This is a genomic window from Thiocapsa sp., assembly GCF_018399035.1.
Lineage (GTDB): Bacteria > Pseudomonadota > Gammaproteobacteria > Chromatiales > Chromatiaceae > Thiocapsa.
Genome location: NZ_CP073760.1, coordinates 1,904,773 through 1,925,695, shown reverse-complemented (window position 1 = coordinate 1,925,695; position 20,923 = coordinate 1,904,773). Strand labels below are relative to the sequence as shown.

Here is a 20,923-nt window from a genome sequence, read left to right as displayed (position 1 = left end):
GGTAGGGGCGACTTCAGTCGCCCCTACCGGAGCACGGCAGAGCCGTAGGTTGTGCTGACGGTAAGAAGCACAACTCGCTCCGATGGTTGGTTGTGCCTCGCACGGCTCGGCACAACCTACGGCCTGAAATCCGCCGGGGCCGATCCCATCCAAAAACATCACATACCGCACTGGGCGCGGTTTAGACCGAACCCCGAACCCCGAACCCCGAACCCCGAACCCCGAACCCCGAACCCCGAACCCCGAACCCAGGAGGCACCCCCCGCTTGATTGCCTCCGGCCGATTCCCCACCTCCGCAATGACCTTATAAAAACTCAGGAGTCATTCACCGTGAGAATGGACAAGCTGACCGCGAAGTTTCAGATGGCCTTGGCGGATGCGCAGAGCCTGGCCGTGGGACGGGATCACCAGTTCATCGAGCCGCTTCACCTGATGATTGCACTGCTGGATCAGGAGGGCGGATCGGTGCGTCATTTGCTGACGCGCGCCGACGTCAACGTGAACCGGTTGCGCTCGGCGCTGGGTGAGCAGCTCGACCGACTGCCGACCGTGGAGGGGGCGGGGGGCGATGTCCATGTCGGCAACGATCTGAACAGACTCCTGAATCAGACCGACAAGCTGGCGCAGCAGCGCAGCGATCAGTACATCTCTTCCGAGCTTTTCGTGTTGGCCGCGCTGGAGGATCGCGGGGCTCTGGGTTCCGCGATGCGCGAGGCGGGCGCCAGCAAGGGGGCGATCGAAAAAGCGATCGAGGGGGTGCGCGGCGGGCAGAGCGTGAACGACCCCAACGCCGAGGAGCAGCGTCAGGCGCTCGAAAAGTTCACCATCGACATGACCGAGCGCGCCGAGCAGGGCAAGCTCGATCCGGTCATCGGGCGCGATGACGAGATCCGGCGCACCATCCAGGTCCTGCAACGCCGCACCAAGAACAACCCGGTGCTGATCGGCGAGCCTGGCGTGGGCAAGACCGCCATCGTCGAGGGTCTGGCACAGCGCATCGTCAACGGCGAAGTCCCCGAAGGGCTCAAGGGTCGGCGCCTGCTTTCGCTCGACATGGCCGCCTTGATCGCCGGGGCCAAGTTTCGCGGCGAGTTCGAGGAGCGCCTCAAGGCGGTCCTGAACGACATCGGTCGGCAGGAAGGCAACATCATCCTCTTCATCGACGAGCTGCACACCATGGTCGGCGCCGGCAAGGCCGAGGGTTCGATGGACGCGGGCAACATGCTCAAGCCGGCGCTGGCGCGCGGCGAGTTGCATTGCGTGGGTGCGACGACGCTGGACGAATACCGCAAATATGTCGAGAAGGACGCGGCCCTGGAGCGGCGCTTTCAAAAGGTTCTGGTCGAAGAGCCGAATGTCGAGGACACCATCGCCATCCTGCGCGGACTCAAGGAGCGCTACGAGGTCCATCATGCGGTGGAGATCACCGACCCGGCCATCGTCGCCGCGGCGGTGCTTTCGCATCGCTATATCTCCGATCGCCAGCTGCCCGATAAGGCGATCGATCTGATCGACGAGGCCGCCTCCCAGATCCGCATGGAGATCGACTCCATGCCCGAGGAGATGGACCGGCTCAATCGGCGTCTGATCCAACTGAAGATCGAGCAGGTCGCGCTCAAGAAGGAGTCGGACGATGCGTCCAAGAAACGCCTGACCGATCTGGAGAGTCAGATCGAGCGTGCCGAGCGCGAGTTCTCCGATCTCGACGAGATCTGGAAGTCCGAGAAGGCGGCGGTGCAGGGGACGGCGCACATCAAGGAGGCGCTCGACCGCGCGCGTGTGGAAATGGAAACCGCGCGGCGTGCGGGAGACCTGGGGCGCATGTCCGAGCTGCAGTACGGGCGCATCCCCGAGCTGGAAAAACAGCTCGCCTCTGCCGCGGATACCGACCAGGGCGAGAACCGACTCCTGCGCAACAAAGTGACGGAGGAGGAGATCGCCGAGATCGTCTCCAAGTGGACCGGCATCCCGGTCTCGCGCATGCTCGAAGGCGAGCGCGACAAGCTGCTGCGCATGGAGCAGGAGATCGAGAAGCGCGTCGTCGGCCAGGCCGAGGCGGTACGCGCGGTGAGCGACGCCATCCGCCGCTCGCGTGCGGGACTGTCGGATCCGGGTCGCCCCATCGGCTCATTCCTCTTTCTCGGGCCGACCGGTGTGGGCAAGACCGAGCTGTGCAAGGCGCTCGCGTCCTTCCTCTTCGACACCGACGAGGCGATGGTCCGCATCGACATGTCCGAGTTCATGGAGAAACACTCGGTCGCGCGTCTCATCGGCGCGCCGCCCGGCTACGTCGGCTACGAGGAGGGCGGCTATCTGACCGAGGCGATTCGGCGCCGTCCCTACAGCCTGATCCTGCTCGACGAGGTCGAGAAGGCGCACCCGGATGTCTTCAATGTGCTGCTTCAGGTGCTGGACGACGGGCGACTGACGGACGGGCAGGGACGCACGGTGGATTTTCGTAACAGCGTGATCGTCATGACCTCGAACCTGGGCTCGGACGTGATCCAGCAGGTCGCCGGCGAGGCCAACTATGCCGAGATGAAGGACGCCGTGATGGAGATCGTGCGCGTGGCCTTCCGGCCCGAGTTCATCAACCGGCTCGACGAGATCGTGGTCTTCCATCCCTTGCAGCCGGCACAGATTCGGGCGATCGCGCGGATCCAGATCGACTATCTGCGCAAACGCCTGGCCGATCGGGACATGGCGCTGGAGGTCAGCGATGCCGCTCTGGATCATCTCGGCGAGGCCGGCTTCGATCCGGTCTACGGCGCGCGTCCGCTCAAGCGTGCGATCCGGGCGCAGCTCGAAAATTCGCTCGCCCAAGAGATCCTGTCCGGGAAGTTCGCTCCCGGCGATTTGATCGAGGTGGGTCTGGAGAACGGCCAGCTCAGCTTCGAGCGGGTGCTGCAGGGGGAAATCCTATAGCGCTCGGGCAGTGATCGAACGAAAAAGGCGCGAAGGAGTGACGACCCTTCGCGCCTTTCGAGTGACTTGTCCCGGGATGATCAGCCGGGCGTTCAGTCGCGGAATTTCGATCTCATTCCACCGCCGAGCGGATGATCGGTGCGCCGAGCTGCACGGTGCCCACGGGTGCGATGCGTGCCGAGACGACCACACTCGGATCCGGGGTCGACGTAGCGTGAGGGTTGACGACGACCAAGAAGGCCGCGGTCAGCACCACGGCACCGCCGACGGTGCGCGTGGCGACCTTCCCTGCATCCATCGATGCGAGTCGATCGCGGACACGCATCGCCGCATCGATGGCATTCGAAAGATCGGTTACTGTCGGAATACGCATCTTGAGTCTCCTCCTAAGGTTTTTGTTGTATTCGAAATGTCGTTGATTCAGAGGCGAATCAAAACGTCTAATCCTTCCGATTTAGTCGGTTTTTTGTTCGGATTTCTCGATGTGCCCGACCGGGGACTTCAGTGCGATCGGCCCGTCCGGTCGATTCCGGATAGAATCCGACCTTCACTCGAATCGGGAGGCCCTTGCGATGAGCCAAGCGCTCAAAACGGTCGTCGCACGTCAACGCATCCTTTTGCAGGGTCGCCTGGCGGCATCGCTCGCGCGGCTGGTCGAGCCGTGTCGCGCGGCTTGGCCGGATCGCACCGCCTTGGAGCAAATCCTGCTCGCGGCATTGCCGACGCTTGCGTCCTGCAAGTATCTTTACGTGCTCGACCATGATGCCCGCCAATTGACGGCGAACGTCTCCCCGCAGGGACTGCTGCCGGAGCATTGGGGCCGGGATCGGTGCGAGCGTCCCTACATGATCGACGCGCTCGCCGGCGAGCGCTTCTCCCTGTCGCCCGCCTATATCAGCCGCAACGCCCGGCGTCCCTCGCTCACCGCCATTCAGCGGATCGAGGACGAGGAGGGCGCACGGCTGGGCTATCTGGGTGCCGACTTCGATCTGCGCGAGCTTCCGCTCACTCGCGAGCTCTACCAGCAGCCGGAGCAATGGCTCCAGCTCAAAGGCGATCCGGCGATCCGCGGCGGTCTGTTCGATCAACAGCGCGTCGAGAGCCTGATGGACGGGCATATCGACGAGATCCTCGCTCTCCTCGTCGAGCTGATCGCCGCGCACGGCGTCTTCCACGGCAAGCTGCATTTCTCCAGCTCGCGCGCCACCCTCTGGCTTGTCGACGACCCCTTTCGGTTCCGCATCCTCGACTACGAGGACCTCGCCGATCCGGGCACCTGTCTCGCCTATCCGCAGCGCCCCTATCCGGCGGATGCCGCCATTCCGTTGGAACGCGTCGCCGAGGTCTTCCAAACCTTCCGGGCACTGCGCTTTATGGACGAGAACATCTATCTGCGCTCGGGATCGCTCAACATCTACAACGGCATCGTCGGGCTGAACTTCTCGTGCGACGGCTCGCACTACATGCCGTGGGACGATTTCCTGCACAAGAGCCTGGATTTCTGGATCGGCACGGGCGAGTCCTGTGCGCTGGAGGGCGGCAGCAGCTGAGGTGTGGACGCGGTTTAAGCCGATTGCTCGTTCTCCAATGCCTTCTTGGTGATCTCCTGGTATAGGGCGATCGCGCGCGTGTAGATCCCCTGCACGTCCGGACGCTGGTCCACGAAGCGTTTCATACCCTCCGCATCCTCGAAGACCGCGTGAAGATGGGCGAGGTCGGTGTCGTCGAGTCTCTCGCCGCGGTCGACCTTCGCCTTGATGTCGAGCGCGCGCGGCAGTCGAAACTTCTCGAAGCGTTCGAGAATGGCAACGATGACACCGTCTTGGTGCGAGGTAGCGGTCATGGTGCTCTCCCGGGCGATTGGGTTGATGCCGTGTCCGCGCCGATCGGCGCGTGACGAGCCGAGAGCAAGAGAATACGCTTGACTCTGCGAGATCGAAACTGTTGCAAGACACGCCGTGGGAAGGGTTCGGAATTAAGAAGAACAACTTGACGAGAGAATCCCTTTTCCACCGTTGTCGTTGTCGTTGTCGTTGTCGTTGTCGTAATCGACCAACGACAACGACAACGACAACGATTCGATGTGGTGCTTGGCTTTTTCCGACACGTTACCTGATCAGTCGGTTCAGACGGGGATACCAGCGGCGTGAACCTGTTCCAATCCATCTTCCGCGGTGGGGAGTCACGCGGACGCTATCCCGAATCGCTGATCGATGCGGCCATCGAGCGCGCCGTGGACGGCACGGACGCGCGGCTGCGGTTGCTGCCGGGTTACCGCAAGCGTCTGCGGGTGCCGGTCATCCACGCGATCGATCAGGTCGTCGCCCTGGTGGACGCCATCCCGGCACCGCTGGTGGCGGGGCGTCGCGAGCATGGCGAAGATCCTCGCCTGTCCGCGGTCTTCTCATCCGCCGCGGACATGCTCCGGATCTTCGGACGGGATCCCGCGCTGACGGCCTTTCTGACCACGCAGGAGCGTGTTGCCGCCGAGCGGGTGACCTGCGTGCTTCTCGCCGAGCGTGTGGAGCGAAACATCCTCGGCATGGATCTGGTCGGCGACCAGGTGCGGCGCGATGTGCCGCAAGTCGCCGTCAGCTTCACCGGTCATCGCTTGGTGGATCCACGCGTCGATGATGCCGAGATGCGCCGTGCCCTGCAACGGCGTGCCTTCGACCATCTGCTCGCCTTGGCATTGAACCGGATCGCCGAGGTCCGGGTGGAGCGTGAGGACCTGATCCGCCAGCGCGACCTGCTGCGCCGCAAGCACGCGGCGTTGGAGCGTGGGGGCTGGACCTTCGAGGAAGCACAAGGCGCGCCTCCCGACCCCGCCGCCCTCATGGCCGAGCTCGATGCGATCACGGCTCAGCTTGCGGTCTTGGGCACGGACGAGGGCGTCCTGCGGGCGCATCTCGGCATCCTCGCCGACGCGCTCGCCGAGTCCGAACGCCAGTTCTGGGCGGAAGAGCTCGCCCTCTCGCTCGATGCGATGAATATCCGGCGCGATGCAGGGGATCCGTCGGCCCGCCGCATCGTCCTGAAGGAGTTGCACAACGCGCGCGGGCGGCGGCTTGTGATGCTGCCGCTGATCATCACGCCCGGCGAGATTCCACCGCGCGAGGACTTCGTGGCCGCGGCAGAGCGCTATCTTTATTCCCATGGGAGCTAAACCGCGCCCAGTGCGGTATGCGATGTTTTTGGATGGGATCGGCCCCGGCGGATTTCAGAACCGCTGGAGCCGGCGCGGTTTAGGCATGGAAACGGTCAACGTCAGCGGACTCAAGAGCAACCCAATCGGCGTTTTCTCTTCCCGGCACGCTCCCTATCCCGGTGTCGACTCCAAGCGCTCGTCTACCCATTCGAGAACCCTGATTTGCAGGTCCTTCATGAGCTGCGGTTCCTGCACGACATGGCCCGAACGCGGGTAGCTGACGAACGCACACGCCACGCCCGTGACTCGAAGAGCAGCGTGCCATTGTTGCGCTTGGCTATAGGGCACGCGGGTATCGTCTGTACCGTGCAGGATGAGGGTGGGTGTGCGCACCCTGCCGACGCCAAAGAGGGGTGACTGACTCTGATATCGGTCAGGAATCTCCCACGGGTGTCCACCCATGTAAGCCGGGACCATATCGGGCAGGTCAGTGGTGCCCATCTGCGAGACAAGATCGACGGGTCCCGCCCCGACCACGGCGACCTTGAACCGGTCGGTTCGCGTTGTGATGTTGGCCGTCATGTACCCGCCGTAACTCCAGCCAACCACCGCCAGACGGTTGGGATCGGCGAGTCCCATGTCGATCACCTTGTCCACGCCGGCCATGAGATCCGTGTAGGGGCCGCCACCCCAGTCGGCAATGTTCGCCTTCCGAAAGTCTGCTCCGTAACCGGTCGAGCCGCGCGGATTGGGGCGCAGCACCGCATAGCCCTTGGCCGCCCAGGTGGCGTAAGGGTACACGTCGGGCTGGCCGAAGTAGCTCTGCGAGAAGCTCTCAGCCGGACCGCCGTGAATGGAAAGAACGAGGGGATAGCTCTCACCCTCTTCATAGCCGAGCGGATAGGTGAGAATGCCCTCCACGTCCATGCCGTCGGGTGACGTCCAGCTCACGACCTCCACCTTCGGCACTGCACGCCCGACCACATCCTGGTTCACCCCCGATAATCGCCTGGGGATGAGGGCCTCTTTCGTCGTCGCAGGAGCCGTGTAAGCCTCCTGGGCCGTGCGAAAGTCCTGCATGGCAAATACGAGCGTGCTCCCATCGGCGCTCAAGGAGACCGCACCACACACCGCGTCGTCAGGGGTGAGCATCATGGGAGGTTCTCCGGAGACGGGCAAGGCGGCGATTACGTGAGCCGTACCCACCGCCTCTTCGAAGAAGACGGCTTCTCCGTCCGCAGACCAGCCCAGTGGCATGGGCATCTCATTCCAAGTCGCACCGAGAGTCCTCTTGATACCACCAGTTCTACCGGGGGTCGGAACCAGCTCCATCCGCCAGGCGCTGAAGTCGGCCGTGGGCTCTTCGCCGCGGATGAAGGCGATGGTCAGGCCATCAGGGGAGAACACCGGCTGCATCTCGGCGGCCGGTGTTGCAGCTACCGGCACTACCGCCTTGCCCTCGACATCCACGATGCTGACGTCCACGTGCCACCCCTCGGGCTGGGAGGCCTGCGCGTGCGTGAAAGCGATCGACTGTCCATCCGGTGACCAGCTCAATCCTTCGATTCGATAGTCTCCGTCGGTAAGACGGACAGGCTCGGCTTCCGCGCGTGCGTCCAATACCCAGAGGTTCATCCGCACCACCTGCTCTGCGGCGACGATCGCGTCGTCCGCCGCACCTTCCGGCCCGGGGACACTCTGGGGTACGTCGACCAGCACGAGCGCGAGCCGGTCGTCTGCGGGCGACCATTCAAGAGCGACAACGCCATTTGGAAGCTGCGTGATCTGCTCCGTATGCTCTTCGGAGACCCTTGAGACGTACACCTGCATGGTCCCCTCCAGGTCTCCTGCCTCCGCCGGGGCGAGAAAGGCCATACGAGACCCATCGGGCGAGAAGCGAGGCGATGAGACCACACCCTTGTCCGCCCCGACCGCACATTTGACCGTGCCGTCCGGGTTCGCCACACATATCTCGGAGGTCCTCGCGTTACGGTCGGCTTCCACCTTGCCCCGCATGACCGTGTAGGCGACAAGAGACCCATCGCGAGATACCGCGGTTTCGGCTACATACGCCCCGGAGAGGATCGAGTCGATGCTGTACTCAGATTGCTCTGGGGCGGGGGAAACAGTCGTTGCGGAGGTCTTGGATGATACCGTGGTTCCATTGGTGGCCCGACCGGCGCCTGTATCCCCCGCCTGTGAAAAGCCGGTGAGAGAAACCAACAAGAGCAGCCCCATCGCATGAACGAGGCTTCTTGCCCGATGAAGAATCACGGTCAACTCCACGGGTAGGACATCCAGGCCACCTTGGGCGTCTAGACTGGCCAGAGCCAGGAGGCTAGCGCGGGCGGGATGTGCCGTCAACATGCAGCGGCGGGGCTGACGGAGGTCGCGACCAGAGATAGCGCGCCGGGGAGCGGGCTCGCCGGTGTTCTGGCTCGGGCTGCTGCTTGCAGCCACCCTGCGGTGGAAACGCTGCGCCCTGCATTGGCTGACCTGGACCGCGGTGCAGGCGATCATCGTCCTGCGCGCCATGTCGAGCTATCCGGGCGGTCTGGCCGCCTTCAGCGTGCAGGCGGATGTGGATGACGAGGTCATCGATTGCGCCGGCCAGAAGCTGCAGCTGAGCAGCTCGGCAAGCCTCCTGGTCGAGCGGCCCAATCACTTTCATGCCCATCGGCAGGGACCGCTGGCCGATCTGGAGGTCGTCTTCGACGGTCGGACCCTGACGCTGCATGGCAAACGCCTCCAGATCTACGCGCAGATCGAAGCCCCCGGCACCATCGACCAAGCGGTGACCGAGCTGCGTGCCGCGACGGGTTTCGACGCCCCGGCGGGCGATCTCTTCTACGCCGACCCCTATCCGGGTTTGATGACCGACGTGACCACGGGCGCCTATCTCGGCATTTCTTACGTCGACGGGACCGAGGCCCATCATCTGGCCTTCCGGGCCGCCAAGGTCGACTGGCAGATCTGGGTCCGTTCCGGCGATCAGCCGCTGCCGCTGAAATATGTCATCACCAGCAAATGGGTGACCGGTGCCCCGCAATACACCGTTCGGTTCCGCGACTGGGATACGGCGCCGACGATCGCGGCCGATCGCTTCGCCTTTGTCGCCCCCGCGGGTGCCCGCCAACTGGAAACGCTCTCGGTCGACGACCTGGGTGCGCTCATGATCGAGGAGGCTCCGTGATGAAGAGACGCCGTCCAATCAACTCAATCGCGATGGGGATCGGACTCATCGCCGCCGCGCTCATCGTCGATGGCTGGCTGCCGATCGGCATCGCGATCAAGGATGCGCACGCGGTCGTGGGTCGTCCGATGACGGCCGGGAGCGTTGCCGGCGTCGCCCGTCGCACCACGCGCCGGACGATTCACCGCTCGGCGGTCTATGTGTCCGCGCTGCCCGCGGGCTGCCGCACGGTCGTCATCGACGGCACATCCCTGCACTCCTGCGGAGGGACCTACTATCAGCCCTACGGCGGACGTTACGCGGTGGTGTACGTCGACTGATCGAATGCCCTTCGACCCGATCCATGCGCCCGATCCATGCGCCCGATCCATGCGAAGGTTCGGATCGATCGATCGCTCCGGCGGCGGCGCGCTGTTCATGCCGCCGCTGGGCTTCACTGCGCCCTTCGCGCTCCCGGCGGACCTTGCCGACGCGGCCGGGGAGCGTCATGAGTGAATTGCAGACGGCCGTCGAGCGTGTCTCTCAGACCAATCAATAACCCCTTCAACACGCACCCAGGACATTTTCGTATGGCGGACCTGCCACACCCGGCCGCAATCCACCACTTGCCATCCTTCGTCACCGCGCCGGGGGAAACCGATGTGCTGTTCGTGGCGATGGCCATCTTCGTGCTGATCGCCGTGATCGGTGTCGGCGTCTTTTATCTCAAGCTCCATTCGTTGCCCGAGCAACTGGCGCATCGCGGTCAGAAGATGCAGTTCCAGATCGTCGCGGTGTTGGGGCTCCTCGCGCTCTTCACCCACAACCACGCCTTTTGGGTCGCCGGGCTGCTGCTTGCACTCGTTCCCTTGCCCGATTTTGGAACGCCGCTGTCGTCGATCGCCCGCTCGCTCGAGCGAATCGCCGCGAACTCCGGCCCCGAGTTACCGCAACCGCTTGACCAAACGTCGAATCGGCCCGTCGGCGCATCGCGGAGGTCGATGCCTCGATGGTCGTCGCCAAGTCCCAGCTTGCCGAAGCGGACGGTCGCATCGTTCAGGCGCGCGGCGCGCTCCGGCAAGCCGTCGACGAGCTCGCTGCCAGGGCGGAAGTGCAGCGCCGCAGTCCCGGTTCGGTGGCGGAGCGCGATGTCGCACGCATCCGCGTGCAGGTCGATACCCAGCAGGGGGCGCTCGACGCGGCCCTGGCGAGCCGCGAGGCCATCGTCTCGCAGATGCAGTTTCAGCTTCCGGCCGAAAAGGCGAGCGCCGAAGCAGCGCTCCACGAGGCCGAGGTCGAGCTTAAAAAGACCCTTGTCGTGGCCGGAACCGACGGGATCGTGCAACCGTTCGCGCTCCAGCCGGGCGATATCGTCAACCCCATGCTCAGACCCGCCGGTATCCTGGTGCCGGAGCGCAAGGTGGACGGCCTGATGGCCGGTTTCGGGCAGATCGAGTCGCAGGTGTTGAAGGTGGGCATGATCGGCGAGGTGACCTGCATCGCCAAGCCCTGGACGATCATCCCGATGGTCGTGACCGAGGTTCAACACGTGATCGCTACGGGTCAGGTGCGTCCGACCGACACGCTGGTCGATGTCCGGCAGTTCGCCAAACCGGGCACCCTGACCGTCATGATGGAACCGCTCTACGCCGGCCAGCTCGACGACCTTCCTCAGGGCGGCAACTGCATCGCCAACACCTATACCAGCAACCACGCGGCGTTGCAGGATCCGGACATCGGCGCTCTGAGCAGACTCGGGCTGCACGCCATCGACACCGTCGGTCTGGTGCACGCGATGCTTCTGCGCATCCAGGCGCTGCTGTTGCCGATCCAGACGCTGGTGTTGGGCGGGCATTGACTCTCCCCGGATACCGATGTCGAAATCCCCGGTTTAGATTGAGCCCAACCGTTTCGGACTCGTCGTGGACCATATGAGAGCGGCAGGCTGGCAGATCGGTCCGGATGACGGAATGTTCCAACGGGAGGTTGCGTTTCCTCACCTGGATGACTGTCACCCCCATCGAGCCGAGATCCGGGGAGCCTGGTTTTGCCGCTCGTGTGGCGCTGTGGCGGACACTGTTGGACTTTCCGCCTGCGCCCGGGTGGAGGCCGCCGCACGACGGCTGATTGATCGGCTAAACCGCGTCCAGAGCGACATGCGTCATTTTCGAGTGCGCTCGACGTTTGGTGCATCCACAACCCTTAGCGGGGACGCGGTTTAATCGGGTCCCCGGAGCCGATCGAGTAGATCGAAGGTGATGGCGCCCGTGGGTGCGATACCGCGATCGGTCTGAAAGCGTCTGATCGCGTCGCGGGTGCGGGGGCCGATCAGTCCGTCGGTCGGGCCGGGATCGAAGCCGCGCGCGTCGAGATGGGTCTGGATCAGGAGGACCAGTGCGTTCGATAGAGGCGGCGCATCGAGACGTTGCGGCGTGCCGTCCACGGAGACGCATCGATCCAAGACGACCTCGCGATCGCTTGCGGCGTGTCGGAAGACATAGGGCTCGTCGGGATCGCACACCGGCTCGGCGGGTTGGGGCTCGAGCACGAGCGACTCCGACGGTGCGAGCTGCGATTCCTCCGGTTCAAGTGGCCGACTCGGCACATCGAGCACGGGAGCGTCGGCCTCGGCGCTCGGGTCGGGATCCGTGACGTCGGGCCGTGGATCGGGCGCAATCGTGACGGCATCGGGCGCGGCCGGGGAAGGCGTCGGCGGCGCCATGACCGGCCTCGCGTCGTCCTGGTCGATGCGGGGAAAGGTCGGTCTCTGTGTCGGCACGACCAAGGCCAGGACGATCAAAAGCGTCATGATGCCGAGCCAGAGTCCGCCCGCGAGTGGCCAGGCGGTGAGCCGGCGATCCAGATCGGAGGCTGGACGCCGAGCGAGCTCGGTCAGGCGTTCCCGAAGCGGAGCGGCCACGCGAGCATAGGCATTCCGATAGCCGCGGATCGACCAGCGCAGGGTCCAACGCGCACTCATCAGGAGCGGACGGACCAGTCCGAGCAGATCGCCGGGTTTGACGCTGTCGACCAGGGTCGCCAGCGCCGCGGGCCGCCGCACGGCGAGGACGATAACGGGGATGGCGAGCAGGCCCGCCAGGGCGATCAGCCCGACATCGGTCAGCCAGGCCGTCGGTGATCCCAGAACCAAGGGATAGAGGATCACCACGCCGAGCAGCGGAACCCAACCCACGAGTGCCCAAGTGACAGGAGGAATCGAGGTCGAGGCCGAACCGCGCCGGGAGTGATCCGCACCCTCCCCGGGAGTCTCGAGCCGCGCGCCAAACCCAAACGATCGCGCCACGCGGTCTCGATCAAAAAAACGCTTTGAAGCGCGTTCCGCTCGAGCCTCGTTGTTTCCGCCTGGATCGCGCTCCGTGAGCACGTTGTGACCCGCTTCATGACCGCGCTTCAAACCCCACATCAACCACACGAACCGCACCATCATCCAGGCGGTGGCGACGGTGGTCAGGGCGACGGCGACCTGCAGCCACACCCAATCGGAATCGACGAAGATCGGCTTGATTCCGTATTTCGCCACGGCACCGCTGGTGAGCGGCACGGCGGCCATCGCCAAGGCCAGCAACACCACCCCGCCGAAGACCAGCCGCTGTGCGCCGGCGGACTTGCGAAGCCCCACGCCGAGAAAGAGGCCGCCTTTCGTCAGCGCATGATGTCCGGCGTAGAGCGCCAGGCCGATGGCTGCGACGGGAGCCATCGCGGGCTCGATGAGCATGAGTCCCAAGGTCACCACCATGAGTCCCATCTTGCCGACGCTCGAGTAGGCCAGCAGAACCTTGGGGTTGGACTGCAGGATACCGATGGGGGCGGCATACAAGGCCGTCGCCAGGCCGGCAAAGACGAACAGCAGCCCCCAGCCCGGCAAAGCGATCTCGCCGACCGGCAGGAATCTCAGCCAGCCGAGCAGAGCGACCTTGATCATGGCGCCGCTGAGCACTGCGCTGGCCGGGATGGGCGCGGCCGGATGGGCGAGCGGAAGCCAGACGTGCAGCGGGATCAGCCCGGCCTTCACCGCGAGACCGAGTATGAGGAGTCCGATCGCGAGATCGTCGAGCTCGACCAGATCCTCCGGTGTCGGCAGGATCGATCCGGTGGTGGAGGCGATCATGACCAGCGCGACGAACAGGGCAAGCTCCGCTCCCAGGGTCAAGACGAGATAGACCTTGCCGGCCTTCAAGGCGTTGCGGTCGCCCTCGTGGATCACCAGGCCGTAGGAGGAGATCCCCATGATCGCGAAACCGACATAGAAGCTGACCAGATCCTGCCCGACGATCAGCCAGAGGTTGCCGGCCATCGCCAGAAGGAAGAAGGTGTTGAAGCGCTCGACGTGCGGCGTGCCGCGCATGCTTGCCACAGCGTGGATTCCGGCGGCGATCCAGAGGATCGAGGTGAAGATCAGAAAGATTCGTCCGATCTCGTCGAGACCGAAATGCGCGCCGAGCAGAAGCCAGGGCAGGTCGAGCGACTCCCCGATCGGCACCAGGAGCGCCGCGACGAGCGCCGGCACGGCGGCGACTGCAGGGGTCCACCAGGACAGCCGATGCATGGCGAAGGCCGCCGCCAGAATCGGAATTGCGGCGACGAGCGGTAGGAGCCAGGTCATCGGCCGTACTCCCGCTCGGCGATCAGGGTCGCCCACTCGAGCGGTGTGAAGGGTGCGGCCGCGAAGAGTCCGGCGCTCAGCGCCAGCACCGCCGTGATCACCGGCGGCCAAAGCAAGGCACCCGCGATCTCCATTCGCCCGGTATGGCGGTGCTCCTGCGGCCACTGCTTCGGCGCGGGCCTGAACCAGGCACGGTGCAGGATGGGCAGAAAGTAGGCGGCATTCAGCAGGCTGCTGGCGACCAGGACCGCCAGGACCCAGTTCGAGCCGGCGTCCGCAGCGCCGAGCCCGAGATACCATTTGCTCACGAAGCCCGCGATCGGCGGGACCCCGATCATGCCGAGCGCACCGACGGTGAAGGCGAGACTGGTCCAGGGCATGCGCCGCCCGACGCCGTCCATCTCGCTGACCTTGTGAACACCCAGTGTCTCAGCATAGTTCCCGGCGCAAAAGAAAAGCGTGATCTTCATGAGTCCTTGGTGGACGAGGTGAACCATGCCGCCGATGGTTGCGATAGGCCCGAAGATCGAGGCGCCGAGCGCGATATAGGACACCTGACTGACGGTCGAATAGGCCAACCGTTTCTTTAAATTGTCCTGCGTCAGGGCCATCATCGACCCGTAAATGACGGTGACGGACGCCAGGATGCCGAGCGCCAGGAGCAGACCGTTGGCATAGGCGAACTCCACGCCATAGACATCGTAGACCACACGCAGGATCCCGAAGGCCCCGGCCTTCACCACCGCGACCGCGTGCAGCAATGCACTGACCGGCGCTGGGGCGACCATCGCCTGCGGCAACCAACCGTGCAGCGGCACCAAGGCCGCCTTCACGCCCAGCCCGGCCAACAGCACGAAGAAGATCAGGATCAGCTCCATGCGGATCTCTTCCGGCGACACCCCCAGGATACCGCCCGGCGTGAATTCCACCGGGCCGACGAGCGCCTGCAGCCAGATCGCCCCGACCAGGAGCAAGGCCCCGCCGCCGACCGTGTAGGCGAGGTAGACCTTCGCCCCGTGCGCGGCATCGGGGGTGCCTCGGTGCGCGACCAAGGGGTAGGTCGCCAAGGTCAGGATCTCGTAAAAGATCACGAAGGTCAGGAGGTTCCCGGACAGGGCGATGCCGACCGTCGCGGAGACACAGATGCTGAAGAAGCCGAAGAATCGGCTGCGGTTCGGCGAATGCTCCAGATAACCGATCGCGTAGATCGTCGTCACCAACCACAGGAGCGTGGACAAGGCGACGAAGAGCACCGACAAGGCGTCGGCGCTGAGCACCAGGTCCAGGCCGGGTGCGAGCGTCCAACGGGTCTCGAAATGCTGTCCGTCGTAAACGCCCCCGATCATCCAGATCACCAGCCCCAGTTTGACCAGCGCGCCGGTCATGTTCAACAGGGTGCGCAGGCGATGACTTTCTTCCCGCAAGAGAAAGATCAGCATGCCCGGGACCATCGAGCTCAGGAGGATCGCGGCCGGCAGCCAGGCGTCGAAGCTCATCCGAACCCCCCCTGCTCGAGCAAGACCCACAGCGGTTGTGCGGCGATCCCGAGCCCGAAGGTCGCGATCAGCCCGAGCAGGAGCGCCGGGAGCTCGGTGCGCGCATCGTTGACGAAGCGATAAGGTGCGGGCTCGCGATTGAAGGCCCGGCTGAGCACCCGAAAGATGTAAGCAGCCGCGAGCAGGGTGCCGATCATCATCACCACCAGCCACCACCAGTGCCCCAGGATCATCGCCTGCTCGAGCATCATCCATTTGGCGAGAAAGGTCCCGCTCGGCGGCAGGCCGATGAGGGCGACACCGGCCAGTCCGATCGCAAAGGTGGCCGCGGGCAGCGCCTGCGCGGCACCGCCGAGGTCGTCGATTCGGTCGTGCCCCGCGGTTTTCTGCACCATCCCGGCGGCGAGGAAGAACCCGGCCTTGGCGAAGCCGTGGGTCAAGGCGAGCAAGACGACGGCGGCCAGAAGGTTGTCCCGGGCGAGGCCGGGCGGGGTCGCGGCCAGCAAGGGGAAGGCGATGAAGAGATAGCCGACCTGGGCGACGGTGGAATAGGCCGCAAGGAGCTTGAGTCGTTCGGCGCGCAGTGCCCGCCAAGACCCCCACACGACTGCTGCGGCCCCGAGCATCCCGAGCAGATTCGCAGCGGCCTCGTTGAGCACAGGCGCGAAGACGTCGAGCCAGAGGCGCAAGACCAGATAGAAGGCGGCCTTGCAGACCAGGGCCGATAAGGCGGCACTGACCGGCGCCGGGGCGTTGGCATGGGCGGGCGGGAGCCAGAAGTGCATCGGGAAGAGGGCGGCCTTCAGGATCAGTCCGCCGATCATCAGGGCCATGGCGGTCCAGGCGACCGGTCCGGGCGCGATGGCCTCGGCGACCAGGCCGATATCCAGCACCCCGTAGGCGGCGTAGACGAGCGCGACGCCGAGCAGATAGCTCATGGAGCCGAGTAGACCCACCAACAGATAACGCAGATTCGCGGCGACCGCCTCGCGCGTACCGGTGAGCGCGCCCAAAGCCGCGGCGGAGAGGCCGAGAAGCTCCAGCGTCACGTAGAGGTTGAACAGATCGGTCGCGAGGAAGAGTCCGTTCAATGCGCTCCACAGCAGCAACCAGAGCGGCCAGAAGTGCTGCGCGGTCTCCTGCTTGAAGTAGCCGCCGGCATAGACGCTGATGGCGAGGGCGACCACATTGGCCATCGCCAGGAAGGCCGCCGAGAGCCCGTCGGCCTCCAGCGCGATGCCGAGCGGGACGCCCCAGCCGCCGAGATCGGCCCTCAGGACGCCGTCGCTCCAAACCGCGGCCGTGACCGCCACACCGCTCGCGGCGGTGAGCACGGCGGCCAAGAGGCCCAGGCCGCGCGCATGCGCCGGGGATACGGTGACCGCGAGTGCGCCGAGCAGCGGCAGTGTGACCGACAGGGGTAGGGCGTCGATCATTCCGGCTCAGCGTCCTGATCCAGCCGTTTGCCGAACGCCAAGGCCAGTGCGGTAGCGCTCACGGCAACCACGATCCCGGTCAGCACCAGGGCGTGCGGGATGGGATCCGGCGGGGTGTCGATCCCCCGGTAGGCGATGGCGACCAGGATGAGGAAGACACCGGCCCCCATCACGTTGATCGCGATCAGCTTGCGCAGCAGCGGCGCATGTACGAGAAATGACCAGAGACCGAGGAGCACCAAGATGATCCCGGATCCGCCGTAGAGGAGCTGGGCGTAAAGAAGCTGATCGGTCACGCCGTCTCTCCGCTCGTCGGGTGTGCGGCGGGTCGGCCGCCCAAGTAGGCGGCTGCCAGGGTCGCGCCGATGGCCAGGGTGGCGGCCGTCTCGATGATCAGGATGAGCCATTTCGCGAGGCCCGGTGGGTAGGTCAGAAAGCCGTCGCCGAGGACCATGAGCAGCAGACCCGTCATTGCGAAGACGAAGACGCCGAGCGCAACGAGCAGGCGCAGTCGGCTTTCGCACGGCAGCCCGGCGTTGCGATGTCCGGCAAGCGCGAGCATCACGCCGGCCGCGCCCAAGAGCGCCCCGGCCTGAAAGGCGCCGCCCGGTGCATAGGCGCCGACCCATAGCATGTACCCGGCCGAGAGGATCAGCAGAGGGACGAACCCGGCGACCATGCCGTCGAGGATGCTCGCGGCCGGCTGAAAGCCGGGGCCGGCCGCCCCCAGAGACCAGATGCCGAGCAGCGCGCTCAAGAGCACCGCGAGCTCCAACAGGGTGTCGTAGGCGCGAAAGTTGAGAAGGACCGAGGTCACCGGGTTGGACACGCCGCTGTCGGGCACGCGCGCCAGTGCGACGGACGCGAGCCGATCCCCCGCCTCGCCTGTCACCGCAAGGAAGAAGGACCAGCCGAGGAGGCCACCGACGACGATCAGCCCGATCGGGATGACGATGTGTTCCAGAGGCCGAATCACGGCGCGTCCTCCGCGTCCCTGCTCTGCGCCGCAGAGGTCTTGCGGCCCGAGGCCCGTCGGGCCGCGGCGAGCATCAAGGCGCCGCTGAGACCGGCCCCGATCGCGGCCTCCGCGAGGGCCAGATCGGGCGCCCGCAGCCGCGCCCACACCAGCGCGAGCAGGAGCCCGAACGCGATGAAGAGGATGACGGCCCGCCGCGGCTCGTGGCTCGTCAGGGTGACGACGGCAAGGCCGAGCAGGGTCAAGGTCAGCAGCAGATCGAAGAGGGTGAGAAGGACGGTCATAAGACGTCCTCGCCGTCGCCGCGCAATGCGCGCTTGGCGATGAGGTGGGCGCCCGTCGCGCCGGCGATCACCACGAGCAGCCAGACCAGGACGAGCTTCAGGCCGTAGAAGAGGTCGGGCGTCAGCGGCATCAGCCCGAGCACGATGAAGCCGAGGCCGACATTGTCGGCCTTGGTCAAGGCGTGGAGCCGACTGAAGCGGTCGGGTAGACGGATCAGGCCGACTGTTCCGGCGATGAAAAAGAAGGCGCCCACCAGCAAAAAGGCACCCGAGAGGAGCTGCACCGGGTCCATCGCATCAGTCTCCGTGGTTCGTGACACGCCGCCGGGTGAAGGCCGTGACGGCGACGGCGGCGAGCAGCGAGAAGATCAGCGCCACATCGATCAGCGCCGGGACGGCGAGCACCGGGGCGAGCAGCAGGATGACGCCGATCCCCGAGGTTCCCATCAACTGCGCGGCCATCATGCGATCCGACGGGGTCGGACCGATGGCGACGCGGATCAGTCCGGCGGCAATCCCGGCCATCAGGACCAGTGCGACCGCCAAGAGAAACGCGTTCATGGGCGGTCCTCCGGAAGTCCCGGTGGCTCGCGCGTCGGCGCCCCGTCCGCCGGGGATCGCTGCGCCGTTGTTCGATCCGAAACGGGTGCGAGTGTTTCGCCGAACAGGTCGGCGACGCGCTGCTCGAGCGCCGTCAGATCCTCCACGACGTCCGTCTCGATGTCGAGCGCGTGCACCGTCGCGAGATCCCCGCGCAAATCGGCGCTGAGCGTGCCGGGCAAGAGGCTGATAGTGTCGATGAAGACCAACCGTGCCTGCGGGCTTTGCAAACGTACCCGGTACCTTTGGTGTCCGGGCCGAACCCGCAGCCGCGGGAGCATGACGCGCGCGGCGACGTCCAGACCGCCGCGCAGAGACTCACGCAGAAAGTACGGCACGAAGCCGGCCAAGCTCGAAAGCGACAGGCTGCGGTCCCGCGGCTCGGACAGCGTTAGACTGGCCAGTGTCGCCGCGATGATGAAAGGTCCCCCGACGATCCAGGACGCGCTGTCGGGACCGACCAAAATCAACCAGATCAGGGCGAAGCCGATCGCTCGTGACAGGACTGCCGGAGGATGCGCGAAGACGGGGTGTCGGTGCATGGGTCGAAGCTTTGAGACTCTGTGTCGGGATGCCGGTGCGCGGCTCGCGACCGGCAGGCGGATGTCGAAGATCCCCAACCGGGCCGGATGATCGTCATGAGGCGTGTCTACACTGAGCGCACGCGGGTTCTTCGCTGCATTGCGTGCGCCGCACACGCCGGGCCGGCGTTGCGGCCCTCGCCGTAGGGGCCGCTCGCCTCGTCGGCGCGCCTTGCCCCGACGTGCGTGGGGACGCACTCTCTGTTCCGAAAAATACGCGGGCGCTCGGTATACGTCGATGCAAGGCGAAGTGTGGGGCGTCGACGGCATCACTCCAATGGGGATTGATTGGAATTCCACACGGAGACGGATAAAGCGAAGGTAGATTCTCGAAAAGACGAGTTGTTAGGCGATTTCCGTGAACTTTCATACCGAGACTGCCGGTTGGATCAGGATGTCCCATTTCGGAAGTTCCGGGTTTCGCTGCAAGCGCGCCTCGATGTTCTTCATGGCTGCCTTGGACAGTGAGATCCCTTTGTCGTAGACCTGACGACTCATCTCCACGACCGGATTCAGTCCCTTCCAGGTCATGCTCTTGGCCCACTCGAGCATGGTCCGGGCGTCCACTAGGAGCGTACCGTTCCAATGCTGTTCCAGGATCCCCCAGCAGCGTTCCACCGGATTGTATTTGCTGTGATAGGGCGGGAAGTACAACAGCTGAACGGGTTTGCCGATATGATCGGCGAACGCGACCATGCGGTTGAGAAATTGGGTGCGTCGCCCGTTGCTTTCCGGGCCGTTGTCGGCCTTGATCTGAACCAGGGTGATGCGCTCGCGCTGCTCGGGCGATTGCCGTTCCCACCAGTCATACAGGCAGTCGACGATGAAGTCGCTGGTCTTGGCGGAACTTCCGAAGGTCAGGTGCAGCGCGCCGGTGTCCTCGTTGACCAGACCGAACGGGGTGTATTTCTCGTGACAGCCCATGTCATGGTCGGCGGCCTTGGTCTCGCCGCGGCTACAGCCGCCTCGCGAGTACTCGCCGATCATCACCGTGGCCTTGCAGTCGATGCTCAGTCGCGCGACGCGTCCGCCCGCGTCGCGTTGGTCTTTGGCCCGGATATTGTCGAAAATAGCATCGGTTTGCGGGACTTTTTTTGGGGTTTGGCCTTGAGCACCGGCCGCAGCCGGTAGCCGTTGCGGTTCAGTATCTCGGCCATCGTGCTCGGCGACGGCAACTCGGCCTCGGCGATGCCGCGTGCGCGCAATTGCCTCAGGGCTTCCGCCGCGGTCAAACGGGTGAACGACTGCGTCGTCCGGAAAGTCGGGTCTTGTTGCGAGTGCGCATCCGCCAGTTCCCACAGCACGGCTGCCGCCGCGGGATGTTTCTCTTCCCAAAGTTTGTCGCCGCCAAACGCCGACTGTGCGCTCAAGCAGACCACCCCGGTGCGCCGCTCATGCAGACCCAGCTCCACCGCTTGGCGGCTCCACCCGAAGACGGCTTCGGCCTGCCGGGCGCTCCCGGCGCAATATTTCACGGCCATCGCCGCTTGGAACGCCCGTCGCTCCGCTCCGAGCATTTTCGAGGCGGCGAGTTTGAGATCCTCGCGATGCCCCGCATCCGGGGCGGTTGGATTCGAATGAGAGATCATGACAATCCGCGCGTTGATTCAGAGCCAGTCGCCACTATCGCACACAATGGTATAACTTTCCCCGTAATTCGCCTTAATAAGTATATGCATG

The 20,923-nt window shown here is 65.0% G+C and carries 22 protein-coding genes; 7 read left to right on the top strand and 15 right to left on the bottom strand.

All coding sequences use genetic code 11. The features are described 5' to 3' along the window. Positions 1–331 precede the first annotated feature (331 nt). Positions 332–2,926 (top strand): ATP-dependent chaperone ClpB, encoded by a 2,595-nt coding sequence (gene clpB, locus KFB96_RS08770; RefSeq protein ID WP_213462260.1) that lies wholly within the window; start codon positions 332–334, stop codon positions 2,924–2,926. A 112-nt stretch (positions 2,927–3,038) separates the two neighbouring features. Here the strand turns inward: clpB and KFB96_RS08765 are convergent, their stop codons facing one another. Next, a complete protein-coding gene (locus KFB96_RS08765; RefSeq protein ID WP_213462261.1) occupies positions 3,039–3,299 on the bottom strand; it encodes a hypothetical protein in 261 nt (86 codons plus the stop codon). Between the two features lie 199 nt (positions 3,300–3,498). Here KFB96_RS08765 and KFB96_RS08760 point away from each other — a divergent pair, with 199 nt between their 5' ends. Beyond that, positions 3,499–4,476 carry a PDC sensor domain-containing protein gene (locus KFB96_RS08760; RefSeq protein WP_213462262.1) on the top strand — a complete coding sequence of 326 codons (978 nt, stop codon included), beginning with the start codon at positions 3,499–3,501 and terminating at the stop codon, positions 4,474–4,476. A gap of 14 nt (positions 4,477–4,490) precedes the next feature. Here KFB96_RS08760 and KFB96_RS08755 read toward each other — a convergent pair whose 3' ends face one another. After that, on the bottom strand, positions 4,491–4,769 hold the full coding sequence (locus tag KFB96_RS08755) for a hypothetical protein (RefSeq protein ID WP_213462264.1): 279 nt from the start codon (positions 4,767–4,769) through the stop codon (positions 4,491–4,493). 303 nt (positions 4,770–5,072) lie between these two features. Between KFB96_RS08755 and KFB96_RS08750 the strand changes: the two genes are divergently transcribed. After that, positions 5,073–6,092 carry a hypothetical protein gene (locus KFB96_RS08750; RefSeq protein ID WP_213462266.1) on the top strand — a complete coding sequence of 340 codons (1,020 nt, stop codon included), beginning with the start codon at positions 5,073–5,075 and terminating at the stop codon, positions 6,090–6,092. 153 nt (positions 6,093–6,245) lie between these two features. On the opposite strand, the gene KFB96_RS08745 is transcribed toward KFB96_RS08750, so the two are convergent. After that, the gene (locus KFB96_RS08745) at positions 6,246–8,360 is read right to left on the bottom strand and encodes a S9 family peptidase (RefSeq protein ID WP_213462268.1); all 2,115 of its coding nucleotides are present in this window, start codon (positions 8,358–8,360) and stop codon (positions 6,246–6,248) included. 142 nt (positions 8,361–8,502) lie between these two features. On the opposite strand from KFB96_RS08745, the gene KFB96_RS08740 reads away from it, so the two are divergent. Genes KFB96_RS08740 through KFB96_RS26580 form a run of 3 tightly spaced genes read left to right on the top strand, consistent with a single transcriptional unit; the run spans position 8,503 to position 9,762 of the window. Further along, positions 8,503–9,267, top strand: coding sequence for a DUF2092 domain-containing protein (locus tag KFB96_RS08740; RefSeq protein WP_213462270.1), 765 nt, complete (start codon positions 8,503–8,505; stop codon positions 9,265–9,267). Further along, complete coding sequence (locus tag KFB96_RS08735; RefSeq protein WP_213462272.1) at positions 9,267–9,587, top strand: hypothetical protein; 321 nt, start codon at positions 9,267–9,269, stop codon at positions 9,585–9,587. The genes KFB96_RS08740 and KFB96_RS08735 overlap by 1 nt, the downstream gene beginning before the upstream one ends. Before the next feature lie 49 nt (positions 9,588–9,636). Beyond that, positions 9,637–9,762 carry a hypothetical protein gene (locus KFB96_RS26580; RefSeq protein ID WP_300971421.1) on the top strand — a complete coding sequence of 42 codons (126 nt, stop codon included), beginning with the start codon at positions 9,637–9,639 and terminating at the stop codon, positions 9,760–9,762. Here the strand turns inward: KFB96_RS26580 and KFB96_RS08730 are convergent. Next, entirely contained in the window at positions 9,753–10,070 is a 318-nt protein-coding gene (locus KFB96_RS08730) for a hypothetical protein (protein ID WP_213462276.1), read from the bottom strand. The two genes, KFB96_RS26580 and KFB96_RS08730, sit on opposite strands and share 10 nt — an antisense overlap. A gap of 185 nt (positions 10,071–10,255) precedes the next feature. On the opposite strand from KFB96_RS08730, the gene KFB96_RS08725 reads away from it, so the two are divergent. Further along, a complete protein-coding gene (locus tag KFB96_RS08725) occupies positions 10,256–11,104 on the top strand; it encodes a hypothetical protein (RefSeq protein ID WP_300971419.1) in 849 nt (282 codons plus the stop codon). A 360-nt stretch (positions 11,105–11,464) separates the two neighbouring features. Here KFB96_RS08725 and KFB96_RS08720 read toward each other — a convergent pair whose 3' ends face one another. From KFB96_RS08720 to KFB96_RS08670, 11 genes are all read right to left on the bottom strand, one after another. After that, positions 11,465–13,870: a proton-conducting transporter membrane subunit gene (locus KFB96_RS08720; RefSeq protein ID WP_213462278.1), complete on the bottom strand. Its 2,406-nt coding sequence runs from the start codon at positions 13,868–13,870 to the stop codon at positions 11,465–11,467. Continuing rightward, positions 13,867–15,366 (bottom strand): proton-conducting transporter membrane subunit, encoded by a 1,500-nt coding sequence (locus KFB96_RS08715; protein ID WP_213462279.1) that lies wholly within the window; start codon positions 15,364–15,366, stop codon positions 13,867–13,869. Before KFB96_RS08715 ends, KFB96_RS08720 begins: the two co-directional genes overlap by 4 nt. Then, complete coding sequence (locus KFB96_RS08710) at positions 15,363–16,802, bottom strand: proton-conducting transporter membrane subunit (protein ID WP_213462280.1); 1,440 nt, start codon at positions 16,800–16,802, stop codon at positions 15,363–15,365. The genes KFB96_RS08715 and KFB96_RS08710 overlap by 4 nt, the downstream gene beginning before the upstream one ends. After that, entirely contained in the window at positions 16,799–17,098 is a 300-nt protein-coding gene (locus KFB96_RS08705) for a cation:proton antiporter subunit C (RefSeq protein ID WP_300971416.1), read from the bottom strand. Before KFB96_RS08705 ends, KFB96_RS08710 begins: the two co-directional genes overlap by 4 nt. Further along, on the bottom strand, positions 17,095–17,778 hold the full coding sequence (locus KFB96_RS08700) for an MnhB domain-containing protein (protein ID WP_213462282.1): 684 nt from the start codon (positions 17,776–17,778) through the stop codon (positions 17,095–17,097). The genes KFB96_RS08705 and KFB96_RS08700 overlap by 4 nt, the downstream gene beginning before the upstream one ends. Further along, positions 17,775–18,062 carry a DUF4040 domain-containing protein gene (locus KFB96_RS08695; protein ID WP_213462283.1) on the bottom strand — a complete coding sequence of 96 codons (288 nt, stop codon included), beginning with the start codon at positions 18,060–18,062 and terminating at the stop codon, positions 17,775–17,777. The genes KFB96_RS08700 and KFB96_RS08695 overlap by 4 nt, the downstream gene beginning before the upstream one ends. After that, entirely contained in the window at positions 18,059–18,355 is a 297-nt protein-coding gene (locus KFB96_RS08690) for a monovalent cation/H(+) antiporter subunit G (RefSeq protein ID WP_213462284.1), read from the bottom strand. The genes KFB96_RS08695 and KFB96_RS08690 overlap by 4 nt, the downstream gene beginning before the upstream one ends. A 4-nt stretch (positions 18,356–18,359) precedes the next feature. Continuing rightward, positions 18,360–18,623 (bottom strand): monovalent cation/H+ antiporter complex subunit F, encoded by a 264-nt coding sequence (locus KFB96_RS08685; protein WP_213462286.1) that lies wholly within the window; start codon positions 18,621–18,623, stop codon positions 18,360–18,362. Next, the gene (locus KFB96_RS08680; protein WP_213462288.1) at positions 18,620–19,204 is read right to left on the bottom strand and encodes a Na+/H+ antiporter subunit E; all 585 of its coding nucleotides are present in this window, start codon (positions 19,202–19,204) and stop codon (positions 18,620–18,622) included. Before KFB96_RS08680 ends, KFB96_RS08685 begins: the two co-directional genes overlap by 4 nt. A gap of 405 nt (positions 19,205–19,609) precedes the next feature. Continuing rightward, positions 19,610–20,302: a transposase gene (locus KFB96_RS08675; RefSeq protein ID WP_300971798.1), complete on the bottom strand. Its 693-nt coding sequence runs from the start codon at positions 20,300–20,302 to the stop codon at positions 19,610–19,612. After that, positions 20,254–20,724 carry a hypothetical protein gene (locus tag KFB96_RS08670; RefSeq protein ID WP_213462292.1) on the bottom strand — a complete coding sequence of 157 codons (471 nt, stop codon included), beginning with the start codon at positions 20,722–20,724 and terminating at the stop codon, positions 20,254–20,256. Before KFB96_RS08670 ends, KFB96_RS08675 begins: the two co-directional genes overlap by 49 nt. Positions 20,725–20,923 lie beyond the last annotated feature (199 nt).

Excerpts from the sequence above, each read along its gene's own strand:
- KFB96_RS08695 (WP_213462283.1), bottom strand. The coding sequence starts at position 18,062 with ATGACCGTCCTTCTCACCCTCTTCGATCTGCTGCTGACCTTGACCCTG.
- KFB96_RS08710 (WP_213462280.1), bottom strand. The coding sequence starts at position 16,802 with ATGATCGACGCCCTACCCCTGTCGGTCACACTGCCGCTGCTCGGCGCA.
- KFB96_RS08735 (WP_213462272.1), top strand. The coding sequence starts at position 9,267 with ATGAAGAGACGCCGTCCAATCAACTCAATCGCGATGGGGATCGGACTC.
- KFB96_RS08720 (WP_213462278.1), bottom strand. The coding sequence starts at position 13,870 with ATGACCTGGCTCCTACCGCTCGTCGCCGCAATTCCGATTCTGGCGGCG.
- KFB96_RS08685 (WP_213462286.1), bottom strand. The coding sequence starts at position 18,623 with ATGAACGCGTTTCTCTTGGCGGTCGCACTGGTCCTGATGGCCGGGATT.
- KFB96_RS08760 (WP_213462262.1), top strand. The coding sequence starts at position 3,499 with ATGAGCCAAGCGCTCAAAACGGTCGTCGCACGTCAACGCATCCTTTTG.
- KFB96_RS08755 (WP_213462264.1), bottom strand. The coding sequence starts at position 4,769 with ATGACCGCTACCTCGCACCAAGACGGTGTCATCGTTGCCATTCTCGAA.
- KFB96_RS08690 (WP_213462284.1), bottom strand. The coding sequence starts at position 18,355 with ATGGACCCGGTGCAGCTCCTCTCGGGTGCCTTTTTGCTGGTGGGCGCC.
- KFB96_RS08670 (WP_213462292.1), bottom strand. The coding sequence starts at position 20,724 with ATGGCCGTGAAATATTGCGCCGGGAGCGCCCGGCAGGCCGAAGCCGTC.
- KFB96_RS08725 (WP_300971419.1), top strand. The coding sequence starts at position 10,256 with ATGGTCGTCGCCAAGTCCCAGCTTGCCGAAGCGGACGGTCGCATCGTT.
- KFB96_RS08680 (WP_213462288.1), bottom strand. The coding sequence starts at position 19,204 with ATGCACCGACACCCCGTCTTCGCGCATCCTCCGGCAGTCCTGTCACGA.
- KFB96_RS08715 (WP_213462279.1), bottom strand. The coding sequence starts at position 15,366 with ATGAGCTTCGACGCCTGGCTGCCGGCCGCGATCCTCCTGAGCTCGATG.
- KFB96_RS08765 (WP_213462261.1), bottom strand. The coding sequence starts at position 3,299 with ATGCGTATTCCGACAGTAACCGATCTTTCGAATGCCATCGATGCGGCG.
- KFB96_RS26580 (WP_300971421.1), top strand. The coding sequence starts at position 9,637 with ATGCGAAGGTTCGGATCGATCGATCGCTCCGGCGGCGGCGCGCTGTTC.